Annotated in this window: 18 protein-coding genes; 1 reads left to right on the top strand and 17 read right to left on the bottom strand. The window is 58.7% G+C overall.

What is annotated here, in order from left to right; all coding sequences use genetic code 11:
- Window positions 1–9: 9 nt before the first annotated feature.
- From NK667_RS28165 to NK667_RS28155, 3 genes are all read right to left on the bottom strand, one after another.
- A complete protein-coding gene (locus tag NK667_RS28165) occupies window positions 10–1,452 on the bottom strand; it encodes a TIGR01777 family oxidoreductase (protein ID WP_054617049.1) in 1,443 nt (480 codons plus the stop codon).
- Window positions 1,445–1,930: a hypothetical protein gene (locus NK667_RS28160; protein WP_054617050.1), complete on the bottom strand. Its 486-nt coding sequence runs from the start codon at window positions 1,928–1,930 to the stop codon at window positions 1,445–1,447. Before NK667_RS28160 ends, NK667_RS28165 begins: the two co-directional genes overlap by 8 nt.
- A 109-nt stretch (window positions 1,931–2,039) precedes the next feature.
- Complete coding sequence (locus NK667_RS28155; RefSeq protein WP_054617051.1) at window positions 2,040–3,317, bottom strand: hypothetical protein; 1,278 nt, start codon at window positions 3,315–3,317, stop codon at window positions 2,040–2,042.
- 387 nt (window positions 3,318–3,704) lie between these two features.
- On the opposite strand from NK667_RS28155, the gene NK667_RS28150 reads away from it, so the two are divergent.
- Window positions 3,705–4,094 (top strand): DUF6124 family protein, encoded by a 390-nt coding sequence (locus NK667_RS28150; RefSeq protein WP_054617052.1) that lies wholly within the window; start codon window positions 3,705–3,707, stop codon window positions 4,092–4,094.
- Between the two features lie 81 nt (window positions 4,095–4,175).
- Here the strand turns inward: NK667_RS28150 and NK667_RS28145 are convergent, their stop codons facing one another.
- The 14 genes from NK667_RS28145 to tssH all read right to left on the bottom strand — a co-directional run bounded on the left by NK667_RS28145 (window position 4,176) and on the right by tssH (window position 24,681).
- Window positions 4,176–4,937, bottom strand: coding sequence for a lysozyme inhibitor LprI family protein (locus NK667_RS28145; RefSeq protein WP_236708654.1), 762 nt, complete (start codon window positions 4,935–4,937; stop codon window positions 4,176–4,178).
- A gap of 100 nt (window positions 4,938–5,037) precedes the next feature.
- Window positions 5,038–5,895, bottom strand: a complete 858-nt coding sequence (locus tag NK667_RS28140; RefSeq protein ID WP_054617053.1) for a tetratricopeptide repeat protein — start codon at window positions 5,893–5,895, stop codon at window positions 5,038–5,040.
- Entirely contained in the window at window positions 5,888–8,722 is a 2,835-nt protein-coding gene (locus NK667_RS28135; RefSeq protein ID WP_254744506.1) for an SH3 domain-containing protein, read from the bottom strand. The genes NK667_RS28140 and NK667_RS28135 overlap by 8 nt, the downstream gene beginning before the upstream one ends.
- Window positions 8,723–8,772: 50 nt before the next feature.
- Entirely contained in the window at window positions 8,773–10,815 is a 2,043-nt protein-coding gene (locus NK667_RS28130) for a type VI secretion system Vgr family protein (protein ID WP_054617055.1), read from the bottom strand.
- A gap of 28 nt (window positions 10,816–10,843) precedes the next feature.
- A complete protein-coding gene (locus NK667_RS28125) occupies window positions 10,844–11,845 on the bottom strand; it encodes a serine/threonine-protein kinase (protein ID WP_054617056.1) in 1,002 nt (333 codons plus the stop codon).
- Window positions 11,842–12,570 carry a PP2C family protein-serine/threonine phosphatase gene (locus NK667_RS28120; protein ID WP_054048387.1) on the bottom strand — a complete coding sequence of 243 codons (729 nt, stop codon included), beginning with the start codon at window positions 12,568–12,570 and terminating at the stop codon, window positions 11,842–11,844. Before NK667_RS28120 ends, NK667_RS28125 begins: the two co-directional genes overlap by 4 nt.
- Window positions 12,570–16,109 (bottom strand): type VI secretion system membrane subunit TssM, encoded by a 3,540-nt coding sequence (tssM, locus tag NK667_RS28115; protein ID WP_054617057.1) that lies wholly within the window; start codon window positions 16,107–16,109, stop codon window positions 12,570–12,572. Before tssM ends, NK667_RS28120 begins: the two co-directional genes overlap by 1 nt.
- A 13-nt stretch (window positions 16,110–16,122) precedes the next feature.
- Window positions 16,123–16,998 (bottom strand): type IVB secretion system protein IcmH/DotU, encoded by an 876-nt coding sequence (icmH, locus tag NK667_RS28110; protein ID WP_054048383.1) that lies wholly within the window; start codon window positions 16,996–16,998, stop codon window positions 16,123–16,125.
- 5 nt (window positions 16,999–17,003) lie between these two features.
- Window positions 17,004–18,335 (bottom strand): type VI secretion system baseplate subunit TssK, encoded by a 1,332-nt coding sequence (tssK, locus tag NK667_RS28105; protein WP_054048381.1) that lies wholly within the window; start codon window positions 18,333–18,335, stop codon window positions 17,004–17,006.
- A gap of 2 nt (window positions 18,336–18,337) precedes the next feature.
- Window positions 18,338–18,838: a type VI secretion system lipoprotein TssJ gene (gene tssJ, locus NK667_RS28100; RefSeq protein ID WP_054048380.1), complete on the bottom strand. Its 501-nt coding sequence runs from the start codon at window positions 18,836–18,838 to the stop codon at window positions 18,338–18,340.
- Between the two features lie 5 nt (window positions 18,839–18,843).
- Window positions 18,844–20,040 carry a type VI secretion system-associated FHA domain protein TagH gene (tagH, locus tag NK667_RS28095; RefSeq protein ID WP_054048378.1) on the bottom strand — a complete coding sequence of 399 codons (1,197 nt, stop codon included), beginning with the start codon at window positions 20,038–20,040 and terminating at the stop codon, window positions 18,844–18,846.
- Between the two features lie 17 nt (window positions 20,041–20,057).
- On the bottom strand, window positions 20,058–20,198 hold the full coding sequence (locus NK667_RS28090; protein WP_008030659.1) for a hypothetical protein: 141 nt from the start codon (window positions 20,196–20,198) through the stop codon (window positions 20,058–20,060).
- Between the two features lie 297 nt (window positions 20,199–20,495).
- On the bottom strand, window positions 20,496–22,016 hold the full coding sequence (locus NK667_RS28085; RefSeq protein WP_054617058.1) for a sigma-54 interaction domain-containing protein: 1,521 nt from the start codon (window positions 22,014–22,016) through the stop codon (window positions 20,496–20,498).
- Window positions 22,017–22,026: 10 nt separating this feature from the next.
- Window positions 22,027–24,681, bottom strand: a complete 2,655-nt coding sequence (tssH, locus tag NK667_RS28080; RefSeq protein WP_054617059.1) for a type VI secretion system ATPase TssH — start codon at window positions 24,679–24,681, stop codon at window positions 22,027–22,029.
- Window positions 24,682–24,687 lie beyond the last annotated feature (6 nt).

The raw sequence follows: 24,687 nt of genomic DNA, 5'->3' as shown, positions 1-24,687 counted from the left end.
AACAAATCCTCAAGCCAGATCGCGCAGGGCAGCGTCGAGGGTCGGGTAACGGAAGGTGTAGCCCGCCTCGGTCAATCGGCTCGGCACCACCCGTTGACCGTCGAAAAACAACTGCGCCATCTCACCGGCCAGCGCGCGCACCGGCGCTGCGGGAATGTGGAACCACACCGGACGCTTCAGGGCTTTGCCGACGCGCTCGGCGAACACGCCTTGGCTTATCGCATCCGGCGCCACCAGGTTGTACGTGCCGCTCAGACTGTTGTCGTTGAAGGTTCGAGCGATCACCTGCATCACATCATCGCGGTGCACCCAACTCATGATCTGCTGACCATCGCCCATGCGTCCGCCGAAGCCCAAACGAAACGGAATCAGCAACGGCAACAATGCGCCGCCCGGGCCGAACACCACGCCCAGCCGCAACACCACCTGACGCACGCCGAACCCGGTCGCCGGTTGTGCAGCGGCTTCCCACTGGGCGCACAACTCGGCCATGAAACCGTCGCCCTTGCTCGCGCCTTCATCCAGGCTTTCGCTGGCATCACGCACGCCGTAATAGCCGATGGCCGAGGCCTGCACCCACAGCGCCGGTTTATGTTTGGCGTTCTTCAACCAACTCATCAGCGCTTCGGTGGTATTGACCCGACTGGCGATCAATTGCGCCTGACGCTTGGCACTCCAACGCGGCCCGGCGACCGGCGCGCCCGCGAGGTTGATCACCACATCGAAGGTTTCGTCATAGCCAAGTTTGCTCAGCGATCGAACGCACCGGGCGCGCCCGTCGAACAGGTACGCGGCCTTCAACGGATCACGCGCCAACACGCTGACCGTGTGGCCAGCATCGAGCAATTGATTGACCAGCACTTCGCCGATAAACCCGGTGCCGCCGGTCACCAGCACGCGTTTATAAGCACCACCCGCGAACGGGTTAGAAGGTTTGCCCTCGCGCTGCATGCGCAACGCCGCCAAGCCATCGCGAATTCCCGACGCGGTAACACCGACGGCGAACAACGTCAGCAACCAGCCACGCCAGCCGAGATCAATCGCGGACAGGCCCGTCGGCAGACTCGCCCACTGCGCCAGTTGCACGCCATACAACGCGAAAAACGCCCCGCCATTCACCGCCAACACGGTGTGCATGATCCGCTCGATGGCCGGCAGTTTGCGGCTGCGATCCTCGACCACGAAATCCCACAGCGTCAGGCAAATTTCCAGGGCAAACAGCAGCGCAATCACAATCGCCCATGTGCCCTGAAACGCCAGATGCGCCATGCCGAGAAACAGAATCCCGTAGAAACACGACCGCAGCGCATGGATCGACAACTCCAGCCGCGCACTGTGCCGATACGGCAGCGCGACCGTCAGTTCGTGGTGATAAATAGTGTCCAGCGCACCCAGAATCGCCTGGGCAATCAGCAGCGCGACCGCCCAATCCAGAAGAGAAAAATCAGGCATGGTCGGCGTCACTCGGTGTGATGTTTGAAGAGGCGGTGCGGCGGTCGTGGCAATAGAGCCAGAACAGCGGCGGCAATAAAGTCAGCAGTGCGAAACCGTCAATCCACAAGTTCACCCAGAGCTGCGCCGTCAGGGAAAACCACATGTCTTGCGGCGCCCAGATCACGATGCCGGCGATCAACCAACCCCACGCCATCGGAGTTTTCAGGCGATTGCCGATGCGCACGAGGGCGAACATGTAGAGGGAATAGCTTTGCAGCGTCGCACCGAACACGGCGAGCCACCAGAGTTGTTGCTCGCGGGCGGCGCGCGGTGGCAGGTCCGTCCAGAAGGCGAAGTCGACGTTTTGCAGGTAGACGTCGAGCCATCCTGAAGGGCCGACCCAGGTCAGGATGATGCTGACGAACAAATGCACCAAGGCCGCGGCGGACAGCCAGGCAACCAGGGCTTTGCGAAGCGTGTTTGAAGGGACTGGCATTCCGTGTCCTGAGGTCTTCCTTGAGGGGCGCAAGTCTAAAGGAAAACGCAAGGCTTAGTGATGAATCACCGAGCCCGTTTCGCCTCAGACCGTGGAACCGGGGCCTCGACTAACAACCGTCGGCATCACCGCACAGAACCCAGCCGCGAATAGCTTTCCCCTTCGGCGTTTTGAACATGATTTTCAGGAACCCGGCCTCAGCCCCTTCCTGCAAGACCGAATCGCCATTGATCAGATACATCTTCGTCACCTCGGCTAAAACCGGCGAACTGTAAATCGAGGTCTTTTTATTGATCGTGAGCTTCACCTCGTCGCCCGCTGCCCAGTGTTTGTAGGCGGCGGAGTTGAGCTTGGCGACGATGGCATCGGCGGTTTTGTAGGGGAACGTGTAGACCAACTCCTCAGACTCGGCATCGCGCGCAATATCGTCGCCATTGCCGAAGTAGGTCGACAGTCGCTCATCTCTGACGTAACCCGCTGGCGCGTTGGCGTAGACGTGAACGGTGTAGTAATCGCCCAAGTAATTAACGCCGGTATCGGCTCTGATTCCGACCGCGTGAATGATGATTAGCTCGGGTTCTGCACCGGGTTTGGTCGTGGCTAAGAAAGCGGCTTTGACCGCGCCCGTGGCCGCCAAAAATGGTAGCCCCGCGATGTTCTTTTTAGCGCCGTCAGCACAATTCACAAAATCGACGTCGATGGCCACGTCATCGGGGTCTTGGGACTCGTTTTCGGGCAGTTTGGTGTAGTTGAAAACGATGGTGCCTGAGTCGGTGTTCAGCGCTGGGAAGGCTTCGCTTTTTGGGGGTTCGCAGGTGATTCGGGCCAGGAGTTTTTTCAAGTCGGAAACGCCTTCTTCATAAAAGGTGTTGCACTGCGAAACCACGACAAAACCCTGGGCTGTTTCTGCTTGAAGTGTGTTGCAGGTTAATGAAAACCCCTCAACATCATCCGGGCCAGGGTAGATAACGTTTTTCATGTCCAACAGCGTCCAGCCTCGCTGCTTCATTAACGCTTTTGCGGTGGGCGCAGCGTCCGAAAACTCTTTGAGTTCCTCAGCATGAGGCACTTCGATCAGCTTGTTGTAGCGCCGTGCACTGTCGATTCCGACAACCGCCAAAATATCCTGCAGGTTTTTCCCGGAGACGACGTAGGTGGGGAGGTTGTCGAAGTCGTTGGTGGACCCGGGTTCGTTGCGGGGCACGAGTTTCAGGATGTTCACGTTCCCTTCCTGCACGCAGCTTGCGACTTTCAGGTCTGTTTGCGGGACATCGAACGGGCAAGGTTGGTCTTCAGCGAATGCATTCGCGCCACCCAGGAACAGGCTCAGTACAAAAGCAGCCTTCAGCGCTGCGCCGAAGCCACGCTGTTTCAAAAAACAATCCATGTCGATCACTCGAAAGCCCTTGTTTAAGCGGTGCGCTGGTTGCGTTTAAAAGTGTTGGATCATCCGCTTACATTGCCTGCAAAACCATCGGATATTTCCTTCGATACGCGGGGGTGTTCGTGAACTAGGCGTCGTTTGCGTTCACCGATAACCTCTTCTCGTCATCGCAAAAAACGGTGACCCAGACGTGCAAGTCCGGAATTGGTACACATCGGTTATGGCTATTCATCGAGCGTTTTCTTATGCTCGCGAATCGTTATGGCGGCTGTGTGTGGGAGACCTTCGGGTCTGCCGGTTTACCGATTCCGGTCTTGCACACCTATACACAGCTGCCACCCCATTCGAAGTGCGAGCGAATGGTGATAGCTCAAAAAATCGGTGCCATTAATGATCAAACCAACACCAAACCCACCCGACGACTTATCCACATCCCCCTACGAATCCCTCGATTCCAGAAAACTTCACGAAGCCGCCGAACGCGCCCTCGACTACCACCTCGGCCCAAACCCCGAAACGAAAACCAAGCCCAAGCCCCGCAAAGGCGCCCTATTCACCGCCTCCTCCGACCACCAAACCGAAACACTATTGGCCAATGCATCCGAAGACCTGCTATCCATCAGCGCCATCGCTGCAGATCTGGCCGACGACGTGGAAGGCACACGCCGCTCGGTAGCGTTGGCGCTGAGTCGATTGGCAGATGGGGTGCATCTGATGGTGGAACGAGCACTGGATCAGATTGATTCGCCGGATCCGGGGTCGCGCCAAGCTAAGGCGTAAACGCAACAGAAGAGCGCGCTTAAACGGCGCGCTCTTTGATAAGTATCTAGACGGGTTCGGTAAACCGCATTCCAGTCCAGCTCACGCACGTTTCGGCGCGCTGCATTTCAGCTCTTTGATTGCCGAACCCTGAATCGGGATTACACATTCGCGGTGTTCCTCGCCATTTCCACGAAGTTCCGTGAGGCTTAGCGTCAGGTGCAGCCCATCAGCAGCAAACACATACCCATCAAACCCAGCATCGGCATAACCGTCCCAAAACGACTTGCCATCAAAGCTGCAAAAACGGGCGGACGACAGCACCCTCCACCCTCCGTCAGGTGCAAGGATCTGGACGTTGAGGCACGGGCTACCGAGGATATTTACATAACGAGACACCACGTCACCGAAGCGACTGATACCGGCGCTTGAAACCTTGGTGAAGTTGATCTCATCGCCCGAACCATCAGTCACAATCCCGTCCAGATAAGCCGAGCGCTCCTGACTCATTCTGGTAATGCAGTTATTAATCGTCGTGGTATGCGCCGCTACGCCGGACTCGATATTCGTGGCTTCGAGCGGGCAATTGGTGTCCCGCAATTTGATCCAGGCACGTTGGGCGTCTTTGGCCAAGGCCATGAAGGCCTTCCCTTGCTCGGGGTCCGCCTTTTGCTGAGATTCAAGCCGCACTAGCAATTTTTTGTAGCTGGTATTGAGTTTCTCATCAGCGGTTTTGCGGGCGATTGCGGCACATTTATCGACCTGTGCGCTCGCGGTGATGACCTTGCAATCTTCTTCGGAAAAAACGACTGAAGTCGCTAGGAGTCCGATTATGAGTACCCCAAATCCACTGAATGATTTCACGTTTCAGTCTCTAATTTAGGAAATTGGGACAGATTTATTTTTAGAAGTAAATAAATCTGCCCAGAAAAAACTTAACTACGGCCAGAGCGCCCATCAACAATTAATGCAATCGCTCCTCAACGCGCGCGGGAACCTTTTTTTCATTCCCTTTCTTTAGCATGGAGTCTCTATAGTCTGCATAAAATGATATAGCCTCTTCCTTCTTACCCAAAGCCCAAAGAGAGTCAGCAATATTAAGCTTTAATGGAACACGATCAGGAGCAAAACTTAACAACTTATTGTAAATTTGCATCGCCAATAGATGTTCACCGCCCTGGGCAAAATAGAACCCAATATCATTATATTCGGAGATATTTTTTTCTGGCGGGTAGCATGCCATATAGGAAGGGACACCCATAAAAATCCAATCTCGCAACGAGCTTGCCCGGAACTCATCGGAGGATAAATTAGAGACTTTTGATATCAACTGTCGAGGAGAAACTCCTCCTTTAGAAAAATTAAAAATTTCTCCTTCCGCAACTTTCCAGTTCTGCCCCTGCCATGCACCATCACATTGATTTACCGAGCCAATGTTCTCTACACATCCGCTTTCAAGAGACACTACATCACAGTATGCTTGTTCGGAGATTATATTCTTACCTTGTTCATCAACAGTCTCTCCGGCATTTGTTCGTTGCACTATCACATATTTTTTATCAGGGGAAACCATATCAACGTCGGAGTTACCTACGACCCCCTCCTCTGATGGCCCCGTTTTATTTGGAAGCGCGTATAACCTGAATGTTCCGCCGCTTCCTTTATATTCGATGTCGCTCCAGCCTCCATATTTTTTGTCAAAACTTCTAAACATCAACGAGCTTTGCTGAACTCCATCAATAACCAAAGATTCCTCACCCGCAGAACACGGACGAACAACCAACAAAAACAATAATGACACAACTTTATATTTATCAAACATTTAGAGCGTCCTTTATTTTTTGGTACCTATCTTCCGGCTCAGTCATTTCGGGACGATCCTTACCGTAAATCTCTACAATTTTAGATTCATATGCTGCATGGTTATCACCCCAAGTTGAAACATCCTTACTAACACTTGGATTCAGCTTGAAAAATTTATCTAAAGCTCGTCTAATATTTCTAACTACATTACCAGGCCTATTGACCCGTTCATCCAGAGCCGTAGCGCGGCCAAGCTCGGATAGAAAAAGCTGGCCAACCGTAAAGTGATATGTTTTGGGTACGAGGAGAAGAACTCCTCTCAAGCGGTCTATAAAATCTAAAATTTGAACTTCAACAAATGAAGGAGAGCCTACAGCGCAAGACAGAGCCGACATTGGTTTGCATTGAACTACCCCCCCGAAAGTCCCTTCGTTGCAGCCTAGGCGTAGCGTTTCTCTAAGAGTGTCTCCTTCAAGCTTTTCTCCGCCTGAAAACTGCGGATTTTGATAGTACATTTTTGACACGCCTGATGCGTTATAGACATACCAACCTTGACTTTCAAACAGTTCCAAATACTCATCGGGGTAAAGATTTTTTAATCTTTCGACCTGAGTGGGGAACTCACCTGCACCATCCGGACTCATCGTTTTTTGCATCGCGCCTGCACTTACGATTTCGCTATCATAAGCCTGCACGGAATTTATCGCCCCTTCGTTTTCGCACATAACAGAAATAATTTTTTTCTCAGATGCTGTTACTTGCCCAGAACTTTCAAGAGCACTCCATTGGGGGCAATCACCCAACTTCCCCTCTCCAAATACGATAGGTCCATAATGTGTTTTCCAACGTGTAACCTTCACGGTGGGATTACAATCACATCGTTTTTTCCGATCAAAATTTGCTATTAACCCTATTCCATGTATATGCCAAATCCTTCCGTCCGCACTAAGCCCCTCCTTTCCTGCAAGATCATTCCACCAAGCCAACGTCTCAATCCGTTTCTTCTCAGCAACCCAATTCAGATTGGGGTGGGCGGCTGTATGTCCCATCAATTCATCTAGCGCATCCCACTTCTCGGCTTTAAAGAGCCACTCACTTTCATATTTCGTTGCTAGCATTGAAATAGATTGCGCAAACCAAGGTTTGGCCAATGCCGCACGAATCTCGTTGACGGTAAGTTTTTCGTTCTTATCGGTATCAATAATGCTGTACAGCCTTTCCTTGACAGGTCCATTAGTGGACGCGCTGACCTTGGGGACAAACGTAACCTTTTCGTCATCAGTAAGCAGGTTTAGATCGTGGTAATAGGCCGCCAGATGATCAGTATTGCTAGATTTTTCCTCAACAAATTCGAAGCCTTCCCATTCCCACGGATTGTGGCGAGTAGTCATCAAATCTTGTTCACGCAGCCACCCGCTGATGGGATTACCTTGGTCGTCGCCCAGCAAGCCTTCTAGGTGCCACCACCGGATGGCTCCTTCCTTGATTTTCTTTTGGGCTGGCATTGCCTCCAGCACGCTGGCGGGTATAACCAGATCATAACCAATCAACACCCCATCATCATTGACCTTGGGCGGATTACTGCTAGTGATGTCAGCACGGTGGGTAATAAGTTTGGTGCCCTTATAAGCCTTCATCAGATTTTTCTGATCCGCAGACATGGCTCCAGCTTTGCTTTGGCTTTGAGTAACGAAGGAGGGAATGTCCTCACAACAAAAGACTTCGAAATGCAGCAAGTTTTTTGGCGACGCATCTGAATGACTCTGATACTTCCCTATATGCCCCAAAACTTGGCCGGCCTTTATCTTGAATGGCGCACTCAAGGAAATGACGCTTCCAATTGGACTATGAGGTGCACTCATTGGCTCAAGCGATCCCGACCAAACGAAACCAGGTAATTTTCCATCCGTACCTAGCGTCAAAGCAGGGTTCGATGAACCACTTACAATCTCTACTAATTTTTTAAAATTATTCGGCGTTGCGTCATCACCGAGTCTTATTTGCGTACCCGGAGGAAGATGACTGAGAGGCAGTCCGGCTGTGTGGGCACTACGTACGTTGGCGCCATGCTGTGCGCCTCCGGGCACCGAGTCTGGGGCGTCATTACCTACGAGGTATTTGTCATCTCCCTGGTTTGTGAGTTGTCCCTTAAATACCCAGCCTGTGTCGGCGGGTAATCCAGCGACTTCAGGGGTGACGCTGACAATCTTCACCCACTTTTCAGAGGCTGGTGCAGGTTGAGTCAACACAATAGTTCCACGCGGCAATACCGCCACGACTGGGTGCTGCCCAGAGTTGCCGCTACGTACCCGGAGGCCTAAGGCTTTGTCTGGCGCACTCGCCTTAACCTTATATAGGCCTTTCCCCCAGAAGCCTGGAGGCGTCAACGTCGGATTTTTCTTATAGTTATCCCAATCGAGCAAGTGCATATACAAGCTATAAAAAGTTAGGCTCGGCCCAGTTGCTGGCGATGCACCGGGCGCCGCACCCTGCGCCGGAGGTGGTACGGGAGGTGCGGGGACTTCAAGTCGGTGCTTAACCAACACAAACCCAGTTGAATAAATTGATTGCGTCGATCCGTAGTCGGACTTTGGGTAAGACTCATCAATTCGATAAGCCACGACCTCACCATCAGCAATGCATTTGACCTCAGTCAAGTCCTTCGCCAAACCAGTATCTTCGTCAAAGTGAATGCCACCATGCCAAATACCGTTGGCACCTATGGGGTAGTAACCATCTTTAGCCTTCGCCAACGCCATATAAAACTGCTGTGGATCAGTCCCTTCTGCGGCCGCCATTCTCAAGGGATACGACCATTTTTCTACTTTGCTAGTTGTCTCAGTCATTGCTAATTACCTGAACCCTGATCCCTGGAGGCATGCGCCGTTAGTATCTATCAGCCAGAAAAATTGAACATTCTGTGCGGCTTGCGTTTGACCTGTTCTTCCTGCGCATTCATCAACGCCTGATCCATCAAACTCCCCGCCTTATCCTGATCCGCAGCCCCCGGCAGCACCGGCGGTTTAATCCCGATCCCCGTGCCAGACCCAGCCGACCCACCAGCGTTGATTTTGATAACGGGCCCAACAACCGTAATCCCACCCGCATCCAGCTTGATAAAGCTCCCACCCGCCTTCACGGTGAGCTCCATCCCAGCCTCAATAACAATCTTGTCCCCAGCCTTCAGATGTATCTCTTTCCCGACACTCGTCAGCTGCGCAGTCCCCAACTTCACATGCTGGTTCTGCCCAATCGTCAGGTGGTCATCCATCCGCGTCTCAGTCTTGCGATCCGAAATCGTGGTGCGATGTTCTTCCGCCTTTAGCTCGGTGTAGGTGTTCTTCTCCACCGTGTCGTGACGTTCATTTCCCACGCGAATTTTCTGATCATGCTCAATGTTTTCATCCCAATCGCGCTGGGCATGCAGGTAGATCTGTTCCGCGCCTTTTTTGTCTTCGATCCGCAGTTCGTTGTATCCACCGCCGCCCGGTGAGCTGAGGGTTTTGAACACGGTGCGGGTTTTGTTCACCGGCAGTTCGTAGGGGACGAGGTTTTCCTTGTGGTACAGGCACCCGGTCACCAGCGGTTGATCGGGGTCGCCTTCGAGGAAGGTGACGAGGACTTCCATGCCGATGCGCGGGATGGCGATCGCGCCGTAGCGGTCGCCGGCCCAGCTTGAGGAGACGCGCATCCAGCAGCTGGTTTTGTCGTCGGCCTGGCCTTCGCGGTCCCAGTGGAATTGCACTTTGATGCGGCCGTATTGGTCGCAGTGGATTTCTTCGCCTTTGGGGCCGGTGACCATCGCCGTTTGGCTGCCGAGGACGCGGGGTTTCGGATGTTCCAGCGCCGGGCGGTAGAACACGGCCCACGGCGTGGCGAGGAAGCGGTTGCGGTAGCCCTGGTGGAAGTCGTCTTTGTTGTCGGTGGTGTCGCTGGGCACCGATTCTTCCAGCACTTGCGGCTGTTTGCCTTCGTGGAATATTTCGGTGAGCAGCCAGAGGTCGTTCCACTCGGTACGCGGGTGGTCGGACATTTCCAGGAAGTGGCCGCTGATCAAACGTGTCTGGTCGCCCCAGCCTTCGGCTTGTTGGTAGTCGGCGCGATGGCGTTCGAGGGCGCGTTGGCTGAGGAATTTGCCGCGCGCGCGGTCGATGAAGCGGCCCGGGTAGTCATAGTCTTCCAGGTCCGGTTCGGTGCTTTCGCCGTCGGGTTTGTACGCTGCTTCAAGTTGCAGGCGCGGCTTCTCAAAGTCGTAGTCGCGACGGGTCGTGCGGCTGGTGCGGGTTTCCAGGCGTAGCTTGAAGCCTTTGATCACCGGCTCATCTGCGACCAAACCGCTGCCTTGCACATACGCGGTGGGCTGGCCGAGTTTCGGGAACACGGTCTGGTCGTCGCCGAATACCAGCAAATGAGCTTTTTCGCTGTGCTGGAAGTGGTAGTGAATGCCTTCTTCTTCGCACAAACGCTGCACGAAATGCAGGTCGGTTTCGTCGTACTGCACGCAGTAGTCGCGGTCCGGGCATACGACGCTGAGCTGGAAGCTGTAGGCATTGGCCTTGATGCCGTGCTCGTCGAGGATCAGCGCGATGATTTTCGGCGCCGACATTTGCTGGTAGATGCGCTGGTTGGTGCGGTGGTGCAGGTATTGCAGTTGCGGCACCAGGGAGATTTTGTAGCGGGTCAGGCGTTTGCCGGCATCGCCTTGGGCGACGCGGTAGATCTGGCCGTGGATGCCGGAGCCTTGCGGGTCGAGGGCGAGGAAGGCCTGTTTGTGCAGGAGTTTTTCCAGGTCCAGGTCCGGGTTTTCGCTGACCAGTTCGAGGTCGAAGCGATACGGCTGGCTGATGCCTTCGGTGCCGGTGAACGACAGCACTTGCAGGTCGCCCACGTAATCTTCGACCGTGAGGCTGAAGTGCGTTTCGTTAGCGGGGTTGAACATTGTTTGCTCCCTGTTCGGCAGTCATCCGTTACGCCCGCAGTCGCAGGCGTTGCAGCAAAGACGAAGTGGCGCCCATGGCGCTACGTAATTGGGCGGCGCTGATGGTTCGATCAGCCGCGTTGAAGGTCAGCGCTTTGCGCAAGGCTGGCCAGCAGTGTTTCGGTAGATTGCGGGGGGCGTGCAGTTCGCGCTCCAGGCGTTCGTCGCGGGCCTGGGTCGAAGGCAAGCGGCGGAACGGGTGTTTGCCGCCGGCCAGTTCGTAGAGCACGCACGCCACGCCGTAAACGTCAGCGCTGGCGGTCAGTGGCTGGCCTTCGAGCAATTCCGGGGCGGCGTAGCCTGGGGTCCAGGCGTTGAAGCGGCTGCGGCTCAGGTGCGGCAGGCCGGGCAGGATGCCCTCTTCAGCCTGGCCGAGGCCGAAGTCGAACAGGCGCACGCCTTCTTCGCTGAGCATCACGTTGCTCGGCTTCATGTCACCGTGCAGCACGCCGCGAGCGTGGGCGTAGGCCAGCGCGTCGAGCAGCGGCAGCGCGATGTCGCGCAGTTCTTTCCACGGCAGGCCCAGGGGCCGCTCGCAGAGTAATTTGTCCAGGGTCAGCCCACGCATGAGTTCCATGGTGATGAAGGCGCGCTGGCAGTCGGTGTCGACTTCAAAGGTGTGAAAGCGCAGCACGTTGTCGTGGCGCAGGCGTCGGGTCAGGGCGAACTCGCTGTAGAGCAAGGCACTGGCGTCCGGCGATTCGGCAAATTCTTCGCTGAGGATTTTCAGCGCGATGTAAGGGTCGGGATCGCCGAACTGTTCGCTCAGCAAGTCCCGTGCGCGGTAAACCGCGCCCATGCCACCGGCACCGAGCAGGCGCTCGATGCGGTAACGGCCCGCCAGCACGTCGGGCAATTCACCGACGCTGGCCCGGGTCGGCGCCAGCGCGGGTGAAGCCGGATTGGGCTTGGCGAACGCGAAGTAGGTCAGGTTGTTGTCCTGCTCTTCGCTCACCAGCAGGTCGTCGATCGGTCGCATGAGTTCAGTCATTGGCGGATCACCACGGCAGTCAGGTTGTCCCGGGCCGAGCCACGCAAAGCGCCGTCGAACAGACGCTCCAGCGCAACGTGCGGCGCGGTCAGGCTCAGGGCGTTGCCCAGGGCATCGCTGCTGAGCCCTTGGTACAAACCGTCGCTGCACAACAGGAACGTATCGCCGGGGTAAACCTCGAGTTCGAGCACGTCCAGCGTCAGCACATCGGCCGCCCCGACCGCACGGGTCAGGGCATGGGCCGATGGATGGGCGCGGGCGTCTTCGACACTCATGTTTTGCTCGTCGATCAGTTGCTGTTGCAGCGAATGGTCCTTGGACAGCTGATACAAGCGCTGGCCACGCCACATATAGCAACGGCTGTCGCCGGCCCAGATGCAGGCCGCGCGACTGCCTTCCACCAGCAGCGCCACCACGGTGCTGCCCATGATGCTGTCGTGGCGCCCGGCGGTGACGGTCAACTCCTGGCCCAAGCGGCGATTGATCCAGTGCAAGCACTGGCGAATGCCTTTGAGTCGTTCGTCGAAGTCTTCCTGCACCGGCAATTCCGCCAGGCTGGCGACGATCAACTGGCTGGCGATGTCGCCACCCTGATGACCGCCCATGCCGTCCGCGACCACCCACAGCCCGTGCTGTGGAGCGTCGAGGAAAGCATCTTCGTTGCGCGCCCGAACCTTGCCCGGATCGGTACGCGCAGCGCTGCGCCAGGGACTGGCAACCAGCATCAGAGTTGCACCGGCATACGGAAGGTACGCAGCACGCCCATGTCGAACGGGTTCGGCGTGCGTTGGCTCGACAGCAGGTAGTTGGCGCGCAGGCCACCCACGTCCGCTTTCAGGACCAGCACATCGCGACCGTTCAGGTACTCGGTCTGCATCAGGTCGAACAGACGGAACAGCGACCATGGGCCGGTGTTCTTCTCGATACCGATCGGGCGACCGACCATTTTGTCGAGGACCAGGCTGGTGCGACCGTCTTCAGCATCGGTCGGCCATTTGAAGGCCATCGGCAGGATCGGACCGTGACGGTATTCCATGGTCTTGTCGCCAAACTTGAACTCGGAACGGCTGACGGCCGGGTCGAGGGTGTACGGCTCCAGTTTGAACTGCACTTGCGGCTCGGCCGGGTTCTCGGCGAAGAAGCTCTGGCGAATGGTTTGCGCCGCGGCCATCTGGTCGAGGTAGACCTTGGAGATCGGCAGGCTGTGACCATCGACGCTGCGCATGCGGTAGTTGCCCGGATCGCCGCTGACGAAGGGACGCATGTAGGTGTCGAAGAAGCGATCGACGATGCCCTGGGCCTTGAAGAACTCGCGGAAGTCGCTGATCGCCACATCACTGGTGCTGTGGGCGCTGAACGGATAGCGCTTGTTGATCGCCTTGCCATAGAAACCGTACAGCTCGCTTTGGTAGCGCTGGTTCAGGTACTGGTAGGAATCGTTGAGCACCAGACGCCAGGTGTCTTCGGCCAACACGTTGAACCAGACACTGACTGGACGCGGCAAACGGTTGGACGCATTGCGCAAGTTGCTCAGCGCATCACGCTGGGCGCCCATGCGGGTCTTGGCCATTTCGAAAGCAGCCTGTTCCGGCGAACTGGCGCGGGCCAGGCTTGCGACTTGCAGTTGCAGGTCGTTGAGCGCGGTCAGTGCCGGGGTCAGATCAGCAGCCGGGCCGTTGTTGTCATCCAGCAGACGGTGCAGTGGTTCGAAGCGCCGTTGCAGGGATTTCTTCGCGGTGTCCGGCAGGTTCTTGGCGGCGGCCATGTCGGACGCCTTGTCCGCCACGGCGGACGCCAGTTTGCCAACCTTGCCCAACTTGCCTTTCTGATCGGCCAGCGCGCCAGCGGCGTCAGCGGCTTGATCAACCGGCTCGGCATCTGCCGGGAACCGGGTGTTCTCGCGCACTTCCACCAGCAGTTGCAGGACTGGGGAGTTGGCCGAGGTCAGGCCCGCCAGTTGCTCGGCGCCCTCGCTGAAGTCGCTGATCGCCGGCAAGGCAACCTGGCCCACGGCTTCGCTCCAGAAGTTGGCGTAGTCGCGGAAATACAGTTGTTCCAGTTCGACCATCAGGCGACGCAAGTCCATGCCGCTGATGCCCGAGCCTTCGCCCAGCACCCAGTTGTCACGCAGCATATCGCTGACCAGCGTAGCGCCCTGCACCGAGAAGTACTGCTGATAACCCTGTTGGGTGTAGAACCCCGGGATCACATAGTCAGTACCGACAAACAACGAAGCCTGCGGCCCCATGTGTTGGCTCAAACGGTATTCCGGCAGGTTGCGGGCCTGCTCGCGGAGCATCCGGTAAACCACGTTGGCCAGGGACTCGCTGCGCAAGACCTGACGCGCCTGGGCCACCAGTTGATCGTTCAGCGGGTAGATAAACGGCTGCTCCAGCAAACGCTCGAAGTGCGTGTTCAAGCCGTTCTGCACCGCAGTGTTGCCGGTGTAACGCTGGGACCACTCGGTGGCGACCCAATCCTTGAGCCAACCGGCGTCGCGGCGATCCTTCATGTTCAGCATCAGGTACGCACGCAGGCTGTTGAGCAAGCGCTCGCGGTCCTGCATGTTGGCGCGGATCTGCCCTTCCAGCAGGGTCGCGACCCGTGGCAACAGCTGCGCTTGAAGCTCACGCTCGTAGGCGGCCTTGACCACCGGGTTAGACTCTTCGCCCTGATACAGACCGCCACGTTCGTGGTAACTCACGTCGCCCTTTTTCGGGAACACCTGAGTCGCCGCGTAGCTGCTGTCGAGGGTTTTCAGCACTGCCATGGAATCATCACGCGGGGTCAGTGCCGAGCGTGATTGGGTCCAGTTTTGTGCCAGGGTCCGCAGGTTTTCCAGACGCTCGTAGTTAGCGGAGAAACCGCCAGCCCAGAGCATGCCGAACAGTGCCAACGCCGCCAGTGCGCCCACGTACAAGGCACGCTGGCCCCAGTGGATGCGGCTGCGTTCGCGCTTGTCCAGGCCAGCCAGATCGGCTTCCGGGAAAATCACGCGGCTGAGCAAATGGTGAATGAAGCGCGAACGACCACTGCGCAGGGTCGGCAGCACGCCAGAGTTGATGCCCAGATTGGCGCCGATGCCGGCGGTGGTCTGGTCCATCTCTTGAGTCAGGTGCGGTGCGCTGGTCAGGTAGAAACCACGCAACTGGCTGACACGCTGATAGCGGTTGCCGGTGAACGCCATGTCGACGAACAGGCACAGGCGCTCGCCGATCTGCCCCAGTTGATGCGGGAAGTCGAGGATGCGGCCACGGCGCTGGGTGTCGCGCTCCTGGTGCATGCGCATGATCACTTGGCTGTTCAGGCGACGCAGCAGCTCTTCGAACTCGGCGCGCAATACCGCCACGTCGGTGCCGCTTTGCTCTTTGCGGAAACTGGTGCCGAGCACCTGATCGCTTTCTTCGCGGGTCAGTTGATCGAAGAACTCGTCGAAGCCGAGCAGGCGATCAGCCTTGCTCAACACCAGGTAAACCGGCACATCGACGTGCAGCTTTTGATGCACATCCTGCAAACGCGCACGGACCTGGCGTGCCAGGGTGTCGAGGTCTTGCTCGCTGCCGCCCAGCAGGGTTTCCACCGGAATGGTCACCAGCACGCCGTTCAACGGACGGTTGCGGCGACGCTTGCGCAGCAGGTCGAGCAAAGTGCTCCAGGCGCTGCCATCGACTTCGGCATCCGGCTGGGTCAGGTAACGGCCAGCGGTGTCGATCAGGACGCCATGGTCGGCGAAGTACCAGTCGCAATGACGGGTGCCGAGGGTGTCGCGGGTCAGTTTGCGGTCGATCTTGTTGATTGGAAACTCAAGGCCCGAGAAGTCCAGCAAACTGGTCTTGCCGCTGCCCTGTGGACCGATCAGCAAGTACCAGGGCAAATCACTGCGCCAGCGCTCGCTGCGACCGCGATACAGGCTCGAAGTCTTGAGGGTTTTCAGCGCGTCCTTGAAACGCACTTTCAGTTCTTTCTGCTCTTCGTCGATCAGCTCTTCACGGCGGATACGATCCTGGCCGTCTTCGGTGTCTTCGATGGCTTTCTTGCGAACACCCGCGCGCCAGCTGACGAAGACCATGGTCAGGCCCCAGATCAGGAACAGCACACTGATGGTCAGCAGGCGGGAGGTCGAACCTTCCCAGAACTTGTAGTCATCTACGGCCAGCAGCGGCCCGACGAACCACACCAGCAGCGCGAGGAACAACACCACCAGCAGGGTCCAGACCCAGGTCTTGCGCAAGAATGCGCCGACTTTCTTGAAAAACTTTTTCATCACACGTCCCTGTTTACGGCTGCGACTGCGGCTGGACCGCGGCCGGATCTAGCTGCTGATAAGGTTGCAGAACGGTTTCGCGTTGCTCGCCCAATACCCAGGCAAAACCCGAATACATCACCACCAGGCACACCAACGTGAACAGCACCACCATCCACGCCGGCACGATGCGCACCAGGCTGCGGCGCTGATCGTTCAAGCCTTCCCAATGCGGCGACAGTTCGCGAGGCACGTCGCCGCGCAGTTGACGAATCTGGCGATACAAGGCGTCGCGGATACCTTCGAGCTCGAGCATGCCGCGGGCTTGCACCCGGTACTTGCCTTCGAAGCCCAGGGACAGGCACAGGTACATCAGCTCCAGCATCGGCAGGTGCTTGACCGGGTTTTTCGACAGGCGATCCAGCAGCTGGAAGAACTTCTCGCCGCCGAAGGTTTCGTTGTGGAAGCTGCTGAGCAGGCTCATCTGCGACCACTCGCTTTCGTTGCCCCACGGCGTGGTCACGACGGCTTCGTCGACCACGGTGCAGAGCACGTAACGGGCGGCCATCACCTGGCTGCTTTCGGCGCCGTTGTGCAGCGCGCGCACTTCAAACAGCTTCAGCGCGGAGGTCAGTCGCTCGTTGAGCGCGTACATATCTTCGCGGGTGTCGCTGTGCTTGAGGCGAACCACTTCCGACAACAGGTCAGAGCCTGCGGCCACCAGCGAATTGAGACTGATGTTGAACGCTTCGGCCGGACGCAAACGCGCGGCGTAGATCATGCGTTCTTCGAGCTGTTCGAAACGCGGCGGTGCAGCGAAGTCTGTCAGTGGACTCTGCGCCGGGCCGTGGCCCTGGCGGTCGAGCAGGACGGTTTTGTCGTCCTGGTTGTATTCCGTGTCCTTGATCATGTCGGTCAGTTCCTGATGGCCCAGAATTTCAGTTCAAGCTCGGCAAATTCGCCGGACACATGGAACGCGAAGCCGCCGGAGCGCTCGAGTTGTGCCAGGTCTTCGGAACTGAGTTCGAGGATGAAATAGGTTTTGTTGGAGTGGAACGCGATCTGCCGCGGGGCCACCGGCAACGGTTTGACCTTGATGCCAGGCAGATGCAGGTTGACCAGTTGGCGGATGCGCTCCACCGGGCCGACCTTGAGGTGCGCCGGCAAGCGGTGGCGCAGTTCTTCGGAATCGCAGTTGGCACTGGCCGCGAGCACGAACGAGGCCGAGCCCAGCAGTTTGTGGTCGTGCAACGGCGACACGATGATCCCGTACTGACGCGCCTGCAGCACCAGTTCGATGGCGTGCTGTTCGAGCACCATCGACAGCACCTGACGAATCGCTTCCATCAGTTTGCGGAAGCTCGCGCCCTGATCGCTGTGCTGATAACGGCTGTCCAGGCGCGGGCGTTTGCTGTCGCTGGAGAACGTCGCCAAATCACCGAGCATGGTCAGCAGCGTGCGGTACAACTCTTCCGGGTGAACCTGCTCCAGGCCGAGGTAGTGACGCAGCAGCAGTTCGGTGCGGTTGATCAGTTGCAGCATCATGAAGTCGCCGACTTCCGCGCCACCGACCTTGCCGTTGGAACGGATCCGGTCGGCGATCGTATCGCCCCGGTGGCCGAGCATGCTGATCACTTCCTTGAGGCACGACAGCAAATAGCTGGAGGAATGCGCCTGGATGTAGGTCGGCACGAAGTCCGGGTCGAGGCTGATCACGCCGTCCGGCGTGGTGTCGAGCACTTCGCAGATCTTCAGCTTCACGTAGGCCTGGTCGCTCTGCTGCTCGCCGAGCAACAGTTTGAAGTCCGGGCGCGCGCAGCTGACCTGGCTGGACGAATCATCGCCCGCGTTGGAGTCAGCGACTTCCGATTCATACGCGGTGTAGCGCGCCAGCACGTCGGATTGCTCCGGGCGACGGGCTTCGATGTGGTTGCCCGTGACCAGCGGCAGCGCCAGGTAGATTGGCGTATTGCCGGTGTTCGGCGGTACGTCCAGGGCCAATGGCTCGGTGTTGCCGCCCAGTTCGAACAGGCTGCCGTCCGGCAAAATCCCCGAGGCCTGGCTGATCACCAGTTTGCCCATATTGAGGAACTGCAAGTCGATGTCCAGGTTCAGGAAGCCCCAGGTGTAGCTGCCCAGCAACTGGGTGCGGGTCTTCATCTGGTGTTCGTAGTAGCGATCGTTGTGCTGGAAGTGCTGCGGACGCAGCAGCATGCCTTCCTGCCAAATGACTTTATGGGAGTTCATGATCAGTCAACCGCCTTGGCGAGCGTTTCATTGGTGTTGCGGATGCCGGACTGGTCGAGTGTCAGGTCAGCCTCGGTGACTTCCACCGGGGTGACTTGCACCGTGTAGCGCCACTTGGTTTCCGGCAGGTCGCGGTAGGCGGCGAGGACGCCAACGTAGCGGCTGCCCTCCTCCACGCTGAGCTTGAGCTCGACGGTTTCGCCCGGACGCAGCTCCAGTTCTTCGGTGGCTACCATGTCCGGGGCCAGGGATTCCTTGGCGCGCTCGTACAGGCTGAAGAAGTCAGCGTTCTCGAAGGCCACCGGGTGCTTGAGTTCGAACAGGCGCACGACGATTGGCGACGGACGACCGTTAAGGTCCGGGTTCAGTTGATCGCTGGCGGTCAGCTTCAGGTTGAGTTTTGTCACATGGGAGTACGGCGACAGCGACGAGCAGCCAGCCAGCAGCACCAGGGCTGTGAGCGCTGTCAGCGTCTTGAAAAAAGCGGTCGAGCAGCGAGACATGCGCATCATCCTTGGTGGTCGTTGTGAAGGGAGGAAATCAGGCGGATCTGTTCTTCGTAGGCCTGGGCGAAGTCGCGGGCCAGCAGGCGCTCGCTCCAGTCATCGTCCTGACGCAGGGCCTGGTGATAACGGCCGTAGGCTCTCCAGCGGCTGCCGGAAGTGGCCAGGATCGGCTTGTTGTCGCGCTCGAAACGCAAGGTCAATTGCTCGGGCGAAAAGTGCTCCAGCGTGCCGCGAACCGCAGCGCGGCTGGCGGTCAGCAAGGCCACTTGGTGCGCCTGCAAATCGCGGAACGAACGGGCGATTGCCTGCTCCGCCGGCAACTGCCCCGGCTTGTTCGGCTGCAGCAAAATGCCCAGCGCTTCACCAGCATCCACCGCAAAGCGCAGCGGGTTTTTGTTGGTGCCCTGAACGATCGTTTGGGCCAGGCGCAGTTCGTTTTTCAACTCGCTGCGGGTGCGCAGGCTCTGCTGCAAACCGCCGACGCTTTGCTTGAGCAGGCGCGCGGCGTTCAGTGCCAGGGCTTCGCGGGCGTCGTGGTCGAGGCCTTTGAGGTCTACGCCGAGGGCGGCACCGAAGTGCTCCCAGAAGCCTTCGCTCTGACGCTCGACGGCTTTCGGCGGCGGCGCTGGCGCAGGTTCGGCCGGGGCTTCGATCAGCTCCGGGACCATCAGGCTTTCCATGTCGATGCGTGCGTAGTCGGCGCGTTGACGGGTGTCTTCAGGCGCCGCGCGCGGGGAGATCAACTCGTCGATTTCCGAGTACACGCGCTCTTGCTGATCGAGGGCGTTCAGCGGGTCGAGGTCGAGGAACGCATCATCAGGAATGATGCTGCCCGCCGCCTGCGGACGGCCGACTTCGACGTCGAAGGTCGCCGGGTCGCGCACCAGTCGCGCACGAATCTCGAAGTCACCCAGCACGTACACGCTGCCGTGTTCGATACGCATGGCTTCGCCCTTGCGCAGGCGCGCGCCGCTTTCGCTGTCCTGGATACCGTTGCTGCTGGTATCGGTCAGGTAAAACGTGCCTTCGCGGTAGCTGATCAACGCGTGGTGGTTGGACAGGTGACGCTTGCGGTCCGGAATGATCCAGTCGCAATCCTCACCCCGGCCAATCACGCCGCCAGCCTGTTTGAAGGTCTTCTGGCACAAATCCGTGGGCACGAACTGCTTGGTGTTCAGCATTTCGAAAACCAGTTCCATGATGATGCTCCTTGCGGTCACTTGCCGCGATTGACCGCCTGCGGATCACCCAATGGGCGATAGGTGTTGTCGTTGAATTTGTAATTGCCGCTGCAGCCGCCGAGGCCGCATAGAACGACGAGGGTCAGCAGGACGGCTTGCCAGTGACGAACAGACATCAGAGGGTCTCCATGGGTAGACAAAGCACAAAGCGCCGACCCTTTCGGGCGGCGCTGTTAGAAGCGAATGAGGTGGGTATAAGCGCTCTAGCCAGAGGCCTTGACGCAAATCCCTGTGGCGAGGGAGCTTGCTCCCGCCCGGCTGCGAAGCAGTCGTAAAACAGCAAATGCGGTTTAACTGAAACACCGCGGCGCAGGTTTTTGGGGCTGCTGCGCATCCCAGCGGGAGCAAGCTCCCTCGCCACAGGGAATTCGCTGGCCACAGGTGGCATTCCAATCAGAATGCGGAAATTGAGATCAGCCATCGAAATCACCCAAATTGATATTCAGGCGCCCGAGGCGGTACAGCAGGGTGCGGCGTGGCAGCCCGAGTTCGCGGGCGGCGAGGGTCTGGTTGCCGTCGTTTTTGCGCAGGCAATCGACCAGCAGGCTGCGTTCGACTTGCTCGAGGCGTTCGCGCAGATTCAGGCCGCTGGTGTCTTCCGGCATGGCTTCCATGCGGAGGGAAAAATGCTCGGCCAGTAACTCACCGCCCTCGCACAACAGCACTGCGCGTTCGACCAGGCCTTTGAGTTCCCGTACGTTGCCGGGGTAGTTGTAGCCGGCCAGGTGATCCAGCGCCGCGTCGGACCAACGCACCGCGTCCCGTTGCAAGAACGAGCAAGCCTTTTCCGCGAAGTGCCGGGCCAGGTCGAGGATGTCGCCTTCGCGCTGGCGCAGGGCCGGCAACTCGATCGGGAACTGCGCGAGGCGGTAGTACAAGTCCTCGCGGAATTTGCCTTCGCTGACCAGCACCGCCAAATCCCGGTGCGTCGCGGCGATGATGCGCACGTCGATCTTGTGCGTGTCGTTGGAACCCAACGGGCGGATCTCGCCTTCTTGCAACACCCGCAACAGCTTGGCTTGCAGGGACAACGGCATGTCGCCGATTTCATCGAGCAACAAGGTGCCGCCATTGGCCGCATCGAACAGCCCGGCACGGTCGCGATCCGCGCCGGTGAAGGCGCCTTTGCGATAGCCGAACAGTTCGCTTTCCAGCAGGTTCTCGGGGAACGCCGCGCAGTTTTGCACGATGAACGCCTGGGAGCGGCGCGGGCCACAATCGTGAATCGCCCGGGCCACGACTTCCTTGCCGGTGCCGGTTTCGCCGCGCAGCAGCACGGTGTACGGGCTGTGCAGGACTTTGCTGATCAGCGAATACGTCTGGCGCATCGCCGAACTCTTGCCGATCAGCCCATAGCCACTGACGCTCGGGACGCTGGCCGGTGTCGGTAATGACTGGCCCACCGGCCGGCGCAACCGTTGCAGCAGATGCAATTGGCCAAGCACGAACGACCCCAGTTGCCCGAGGGAATCAGCAAAGCCTTGCAAGTCGATATGCCGGTGGCTCGCGCACAGCAACAAGCCTTCGACGGCCTTCTGCTGATTGACCAGTGGCACGCACAGCAGCGATTGCCAGGGCTTTAGCTGGGGCGGCAGGAAACTGGTTTCGTGCAGGCTTCCGCTCAATTCACCGAGGCACACCACGCGGTTCTGGCACAAGGCAAACTGCAGCAGTTGTTCACCGTTGAAATCCGCCGGCAGGCTCTCCGCTTCCCGGGGTTGCAGGATGCCGTTGAGGCACTCGGCGTTCATTCCCAGGCACGTGTGAGTCGCGTCCAGCAGGTACAACTGTGTCAACTCGCAACCGCTGAGTTCGGCCAGGCCGCGCACGAAGTCACCCAGCAGCGCAGCACCGTCCGCCGCCCGCGACAGGCTGGCGAATTGCGCCAGCAAGGCTTCGGCGTAGACCAGTGGTTGCGGCACTTGAGTGAACATCACACCCACCTCAGGCAAACTCGCAGATCACGCTGGCGTTGCCATCGAGCGTTGCGTGAACGCGCTTGAGGCTTTCACCGGTGGCCATTGCATCGAGCAAGCGGTCGGCCACCAGCGGCAGCACGTGCAGGTCCAGCAAGTGGTCGATCAGGCGCGCGCCGCTGTCGCTTTGGGTGCAGCGCTCAGACAGGTGATCGACGAGGTTCTGGCACCAGGTGAATTCCAGTTGACGACGGTTCAGGCGCTCGCCCAAACGACCGAGTTTGATCTCGATCAGCTCGCGCAATACCGGGCCACCGACCGGGAAGTATGGAATCACGCGCATCCGCGCCAACAACGCCGGTTTGAAGTGTTTGCTCAGCACTGGGCGAATGGTTTCTTCGAGGACTTCGGCGCTCGGCCGCTCGCCGTTTTCGCAGAGTTCGGCGATCAGGTCGCTGCCCAGGTTCGAGGTCATCAGGATCAACGTGTTGCGGAAGTCGATCTCGCGCCCTTCCCCGTCGTTGGCCACGCCTTTATCGAAGATTTGGTAGAACAGGTTGAGCACGTCCGGGTCGGCTTTTTCGACTTCATCGAGCAGCACGACGGAGTACGGCTTCTGGCGCACGGCTTCGGTGAGCATGCCGCCCTCGCCATAACCGACGTAGCCCGGCGGCGCACCGATCAGGCGCGAGACGGTGTGTTTCTCCTGGAACTCGGACATGTTGATGGTGGTGATAAAACGATCACCGCCGTACAGCAAGTCCGCGAGGGCCAGTGCGGTTTCGGTCTTGCCGACGCCGCTCGGGCCGACCAGCAGGAATACACCGACCGGCGCATCCGGTTTGTTCAGGCCGGCAGCCGTGGCGCGCATCGAGCGATCCAGTGCGTGAACCGCTTGTTCCTGACCACGGATGCGCACGCGCAGGTCGGTGGCGAAGCTCGCAACCTTGGCGTTGTGCTCACGGGCCAGTTGCGCCAATGGCACACCGGTCCAGGCGCTGATCACTTCAGCCACCAGACGCGGGCAGACTTCGAAGCTCACCAGACGTTCTTTGACTTGCAGCGCCGTCAGGGTTTTGTGGGTTTCGTTGAGTGCGGTTTCCAGCGCTTCGACGGTTTGGGTTTCGTCGACAGGCGCTTCGAGGGTTTCGATCACGGTGCCTTCGGCGTCTTCTTCAACCGTGACGGTTGGTTCGACGGCGACCGCTACTCGGGCCTTGGCCAGTTGCTGACGCAGGTCCAGCAGACGCTCGGCGAGTTCTTTCTGTTCGGTCCAGAGGGCTTCCAGGGCAACGCTTTCGTCTTCGGCTGCTTCCAGACGCGCTTCCAATGCATCCAGCGCTTCGTGATCGATCAGCAAACCGGCCTCGGCATCGCGACGCAGAGCCGTACGCTGACGGCCACCTTCAGCCAGTTCACCGCGCAGGCGCTCCAGGCTTTCCGGGGCGGCGGCGAGGCTGATGCGTACGCGGGCGCACGCGGTGTCGAGCACGTCGACGGCTTTGTCCGGCAGTTGGCGACCGGCGAGGTAACGCGCCGACAATTCGGCAGCGGCGACCACCGCGTCATCGCGCAGGTAGATGCCGTGGCTCTTCTCGTAGACCTGGGCCAGGCCACGCAGGATGGTCACCGCTTCGCTGACGGTCGGTTCGTGCAGTTGCACCGGTTGGAAACGACGGGCCAGGGCCGGGTCTTTTTCGAAGTATTTCTTGTACTCCGCCCAAGTGGTGGCGGCGATGGTGCGCAACTCGCCACGGGCCAGGGCTGGCTTGAGCAGGTTGGCCGCGTCGGAGCCGCCGGCATTGCCGCCCGCGCCAATCAACGTGTGGGCTTCGTCGATGAACAGGATGATCGGTTTTGGCGAGGCTTTGACCTCGTCGATCACGCCTTTGAGGCGACGCTCGAATTCACCTTTGACGCTGGCACCGGCCTGCAACAGGCCCATGTCCAGCGACAGCAATTCAACGCCTTTCAAGACTTGCGGCACTTCACCGGCGGCGATGCGCGAGGCCAGGCCTTCGACGATGGCGGTTTTACCGACACCGGCTTCACCAACCACGATCGGGTTGTTTTTGCGGCGACGGGCGAGGATGTCGACCATCTGGCGGATCGCGCCATCGCGGCACAGCACCGGGTCGAGTTTGCCGTCGCGGGCCTGTTGGGTCAGGTTGTGGGTGAAGCGCTCCAGCAGGGATTCACCCTGCACGGCGGATTTGCCAGTGGCCGGTTGCTCTTTCTGCGACAGGGCAAATTCTTTCAGGCGCTCGATGTTCAGCTTGGCCAGCAACGCCTGGTAGCGGCTGCCGGCGTAGCGCATCGGGTTGCGCAACAGGGCGAGAATCAGCGCGGCTTGTTCGACCTGGGTCTGGCCCAGTTCAAGGTTGGCCACCAGCAAGGCGTCTTGCAGCCATTGCACCAGTTCCGGGGCAAACACCGGGTTGCGCGAAGCGCTGTGCTCAACCCGCGATTGCAGGGCGGCGCTCAGTTCGCCGGCGTCCACTTCAGCATCTTGCAGCGCGCGTGCGAGCAGACCATTCGGGCGCTCCAGCAAGCCCAGCAGCAAGTCTTCGACGAGGATTTTGCTGCCGCCACGGGCGACGCAGCGCTCGGCCGAGCTTTCCAGGTCGCGACGGGTTTCGGCGTCCAGCGCCTGAATCAGTTGTTGCAGGTCTACGTTGCTCATTGGTCA

Source organism: Pseudomonas nunensis, from assembly GCF_024296925.1.
Lineage (GTDB): Bacteria > Pseudomonadota > Gammaproteobacteria > Pseudomonadales > Pseudomonadaceae > Aquipseudomonas > Aquipseudomonas nunensis.
Note: the sequence above shows the minus strand (reverse complement) of the source record. Positions and strands in the feature narration are given on the sequence as shown.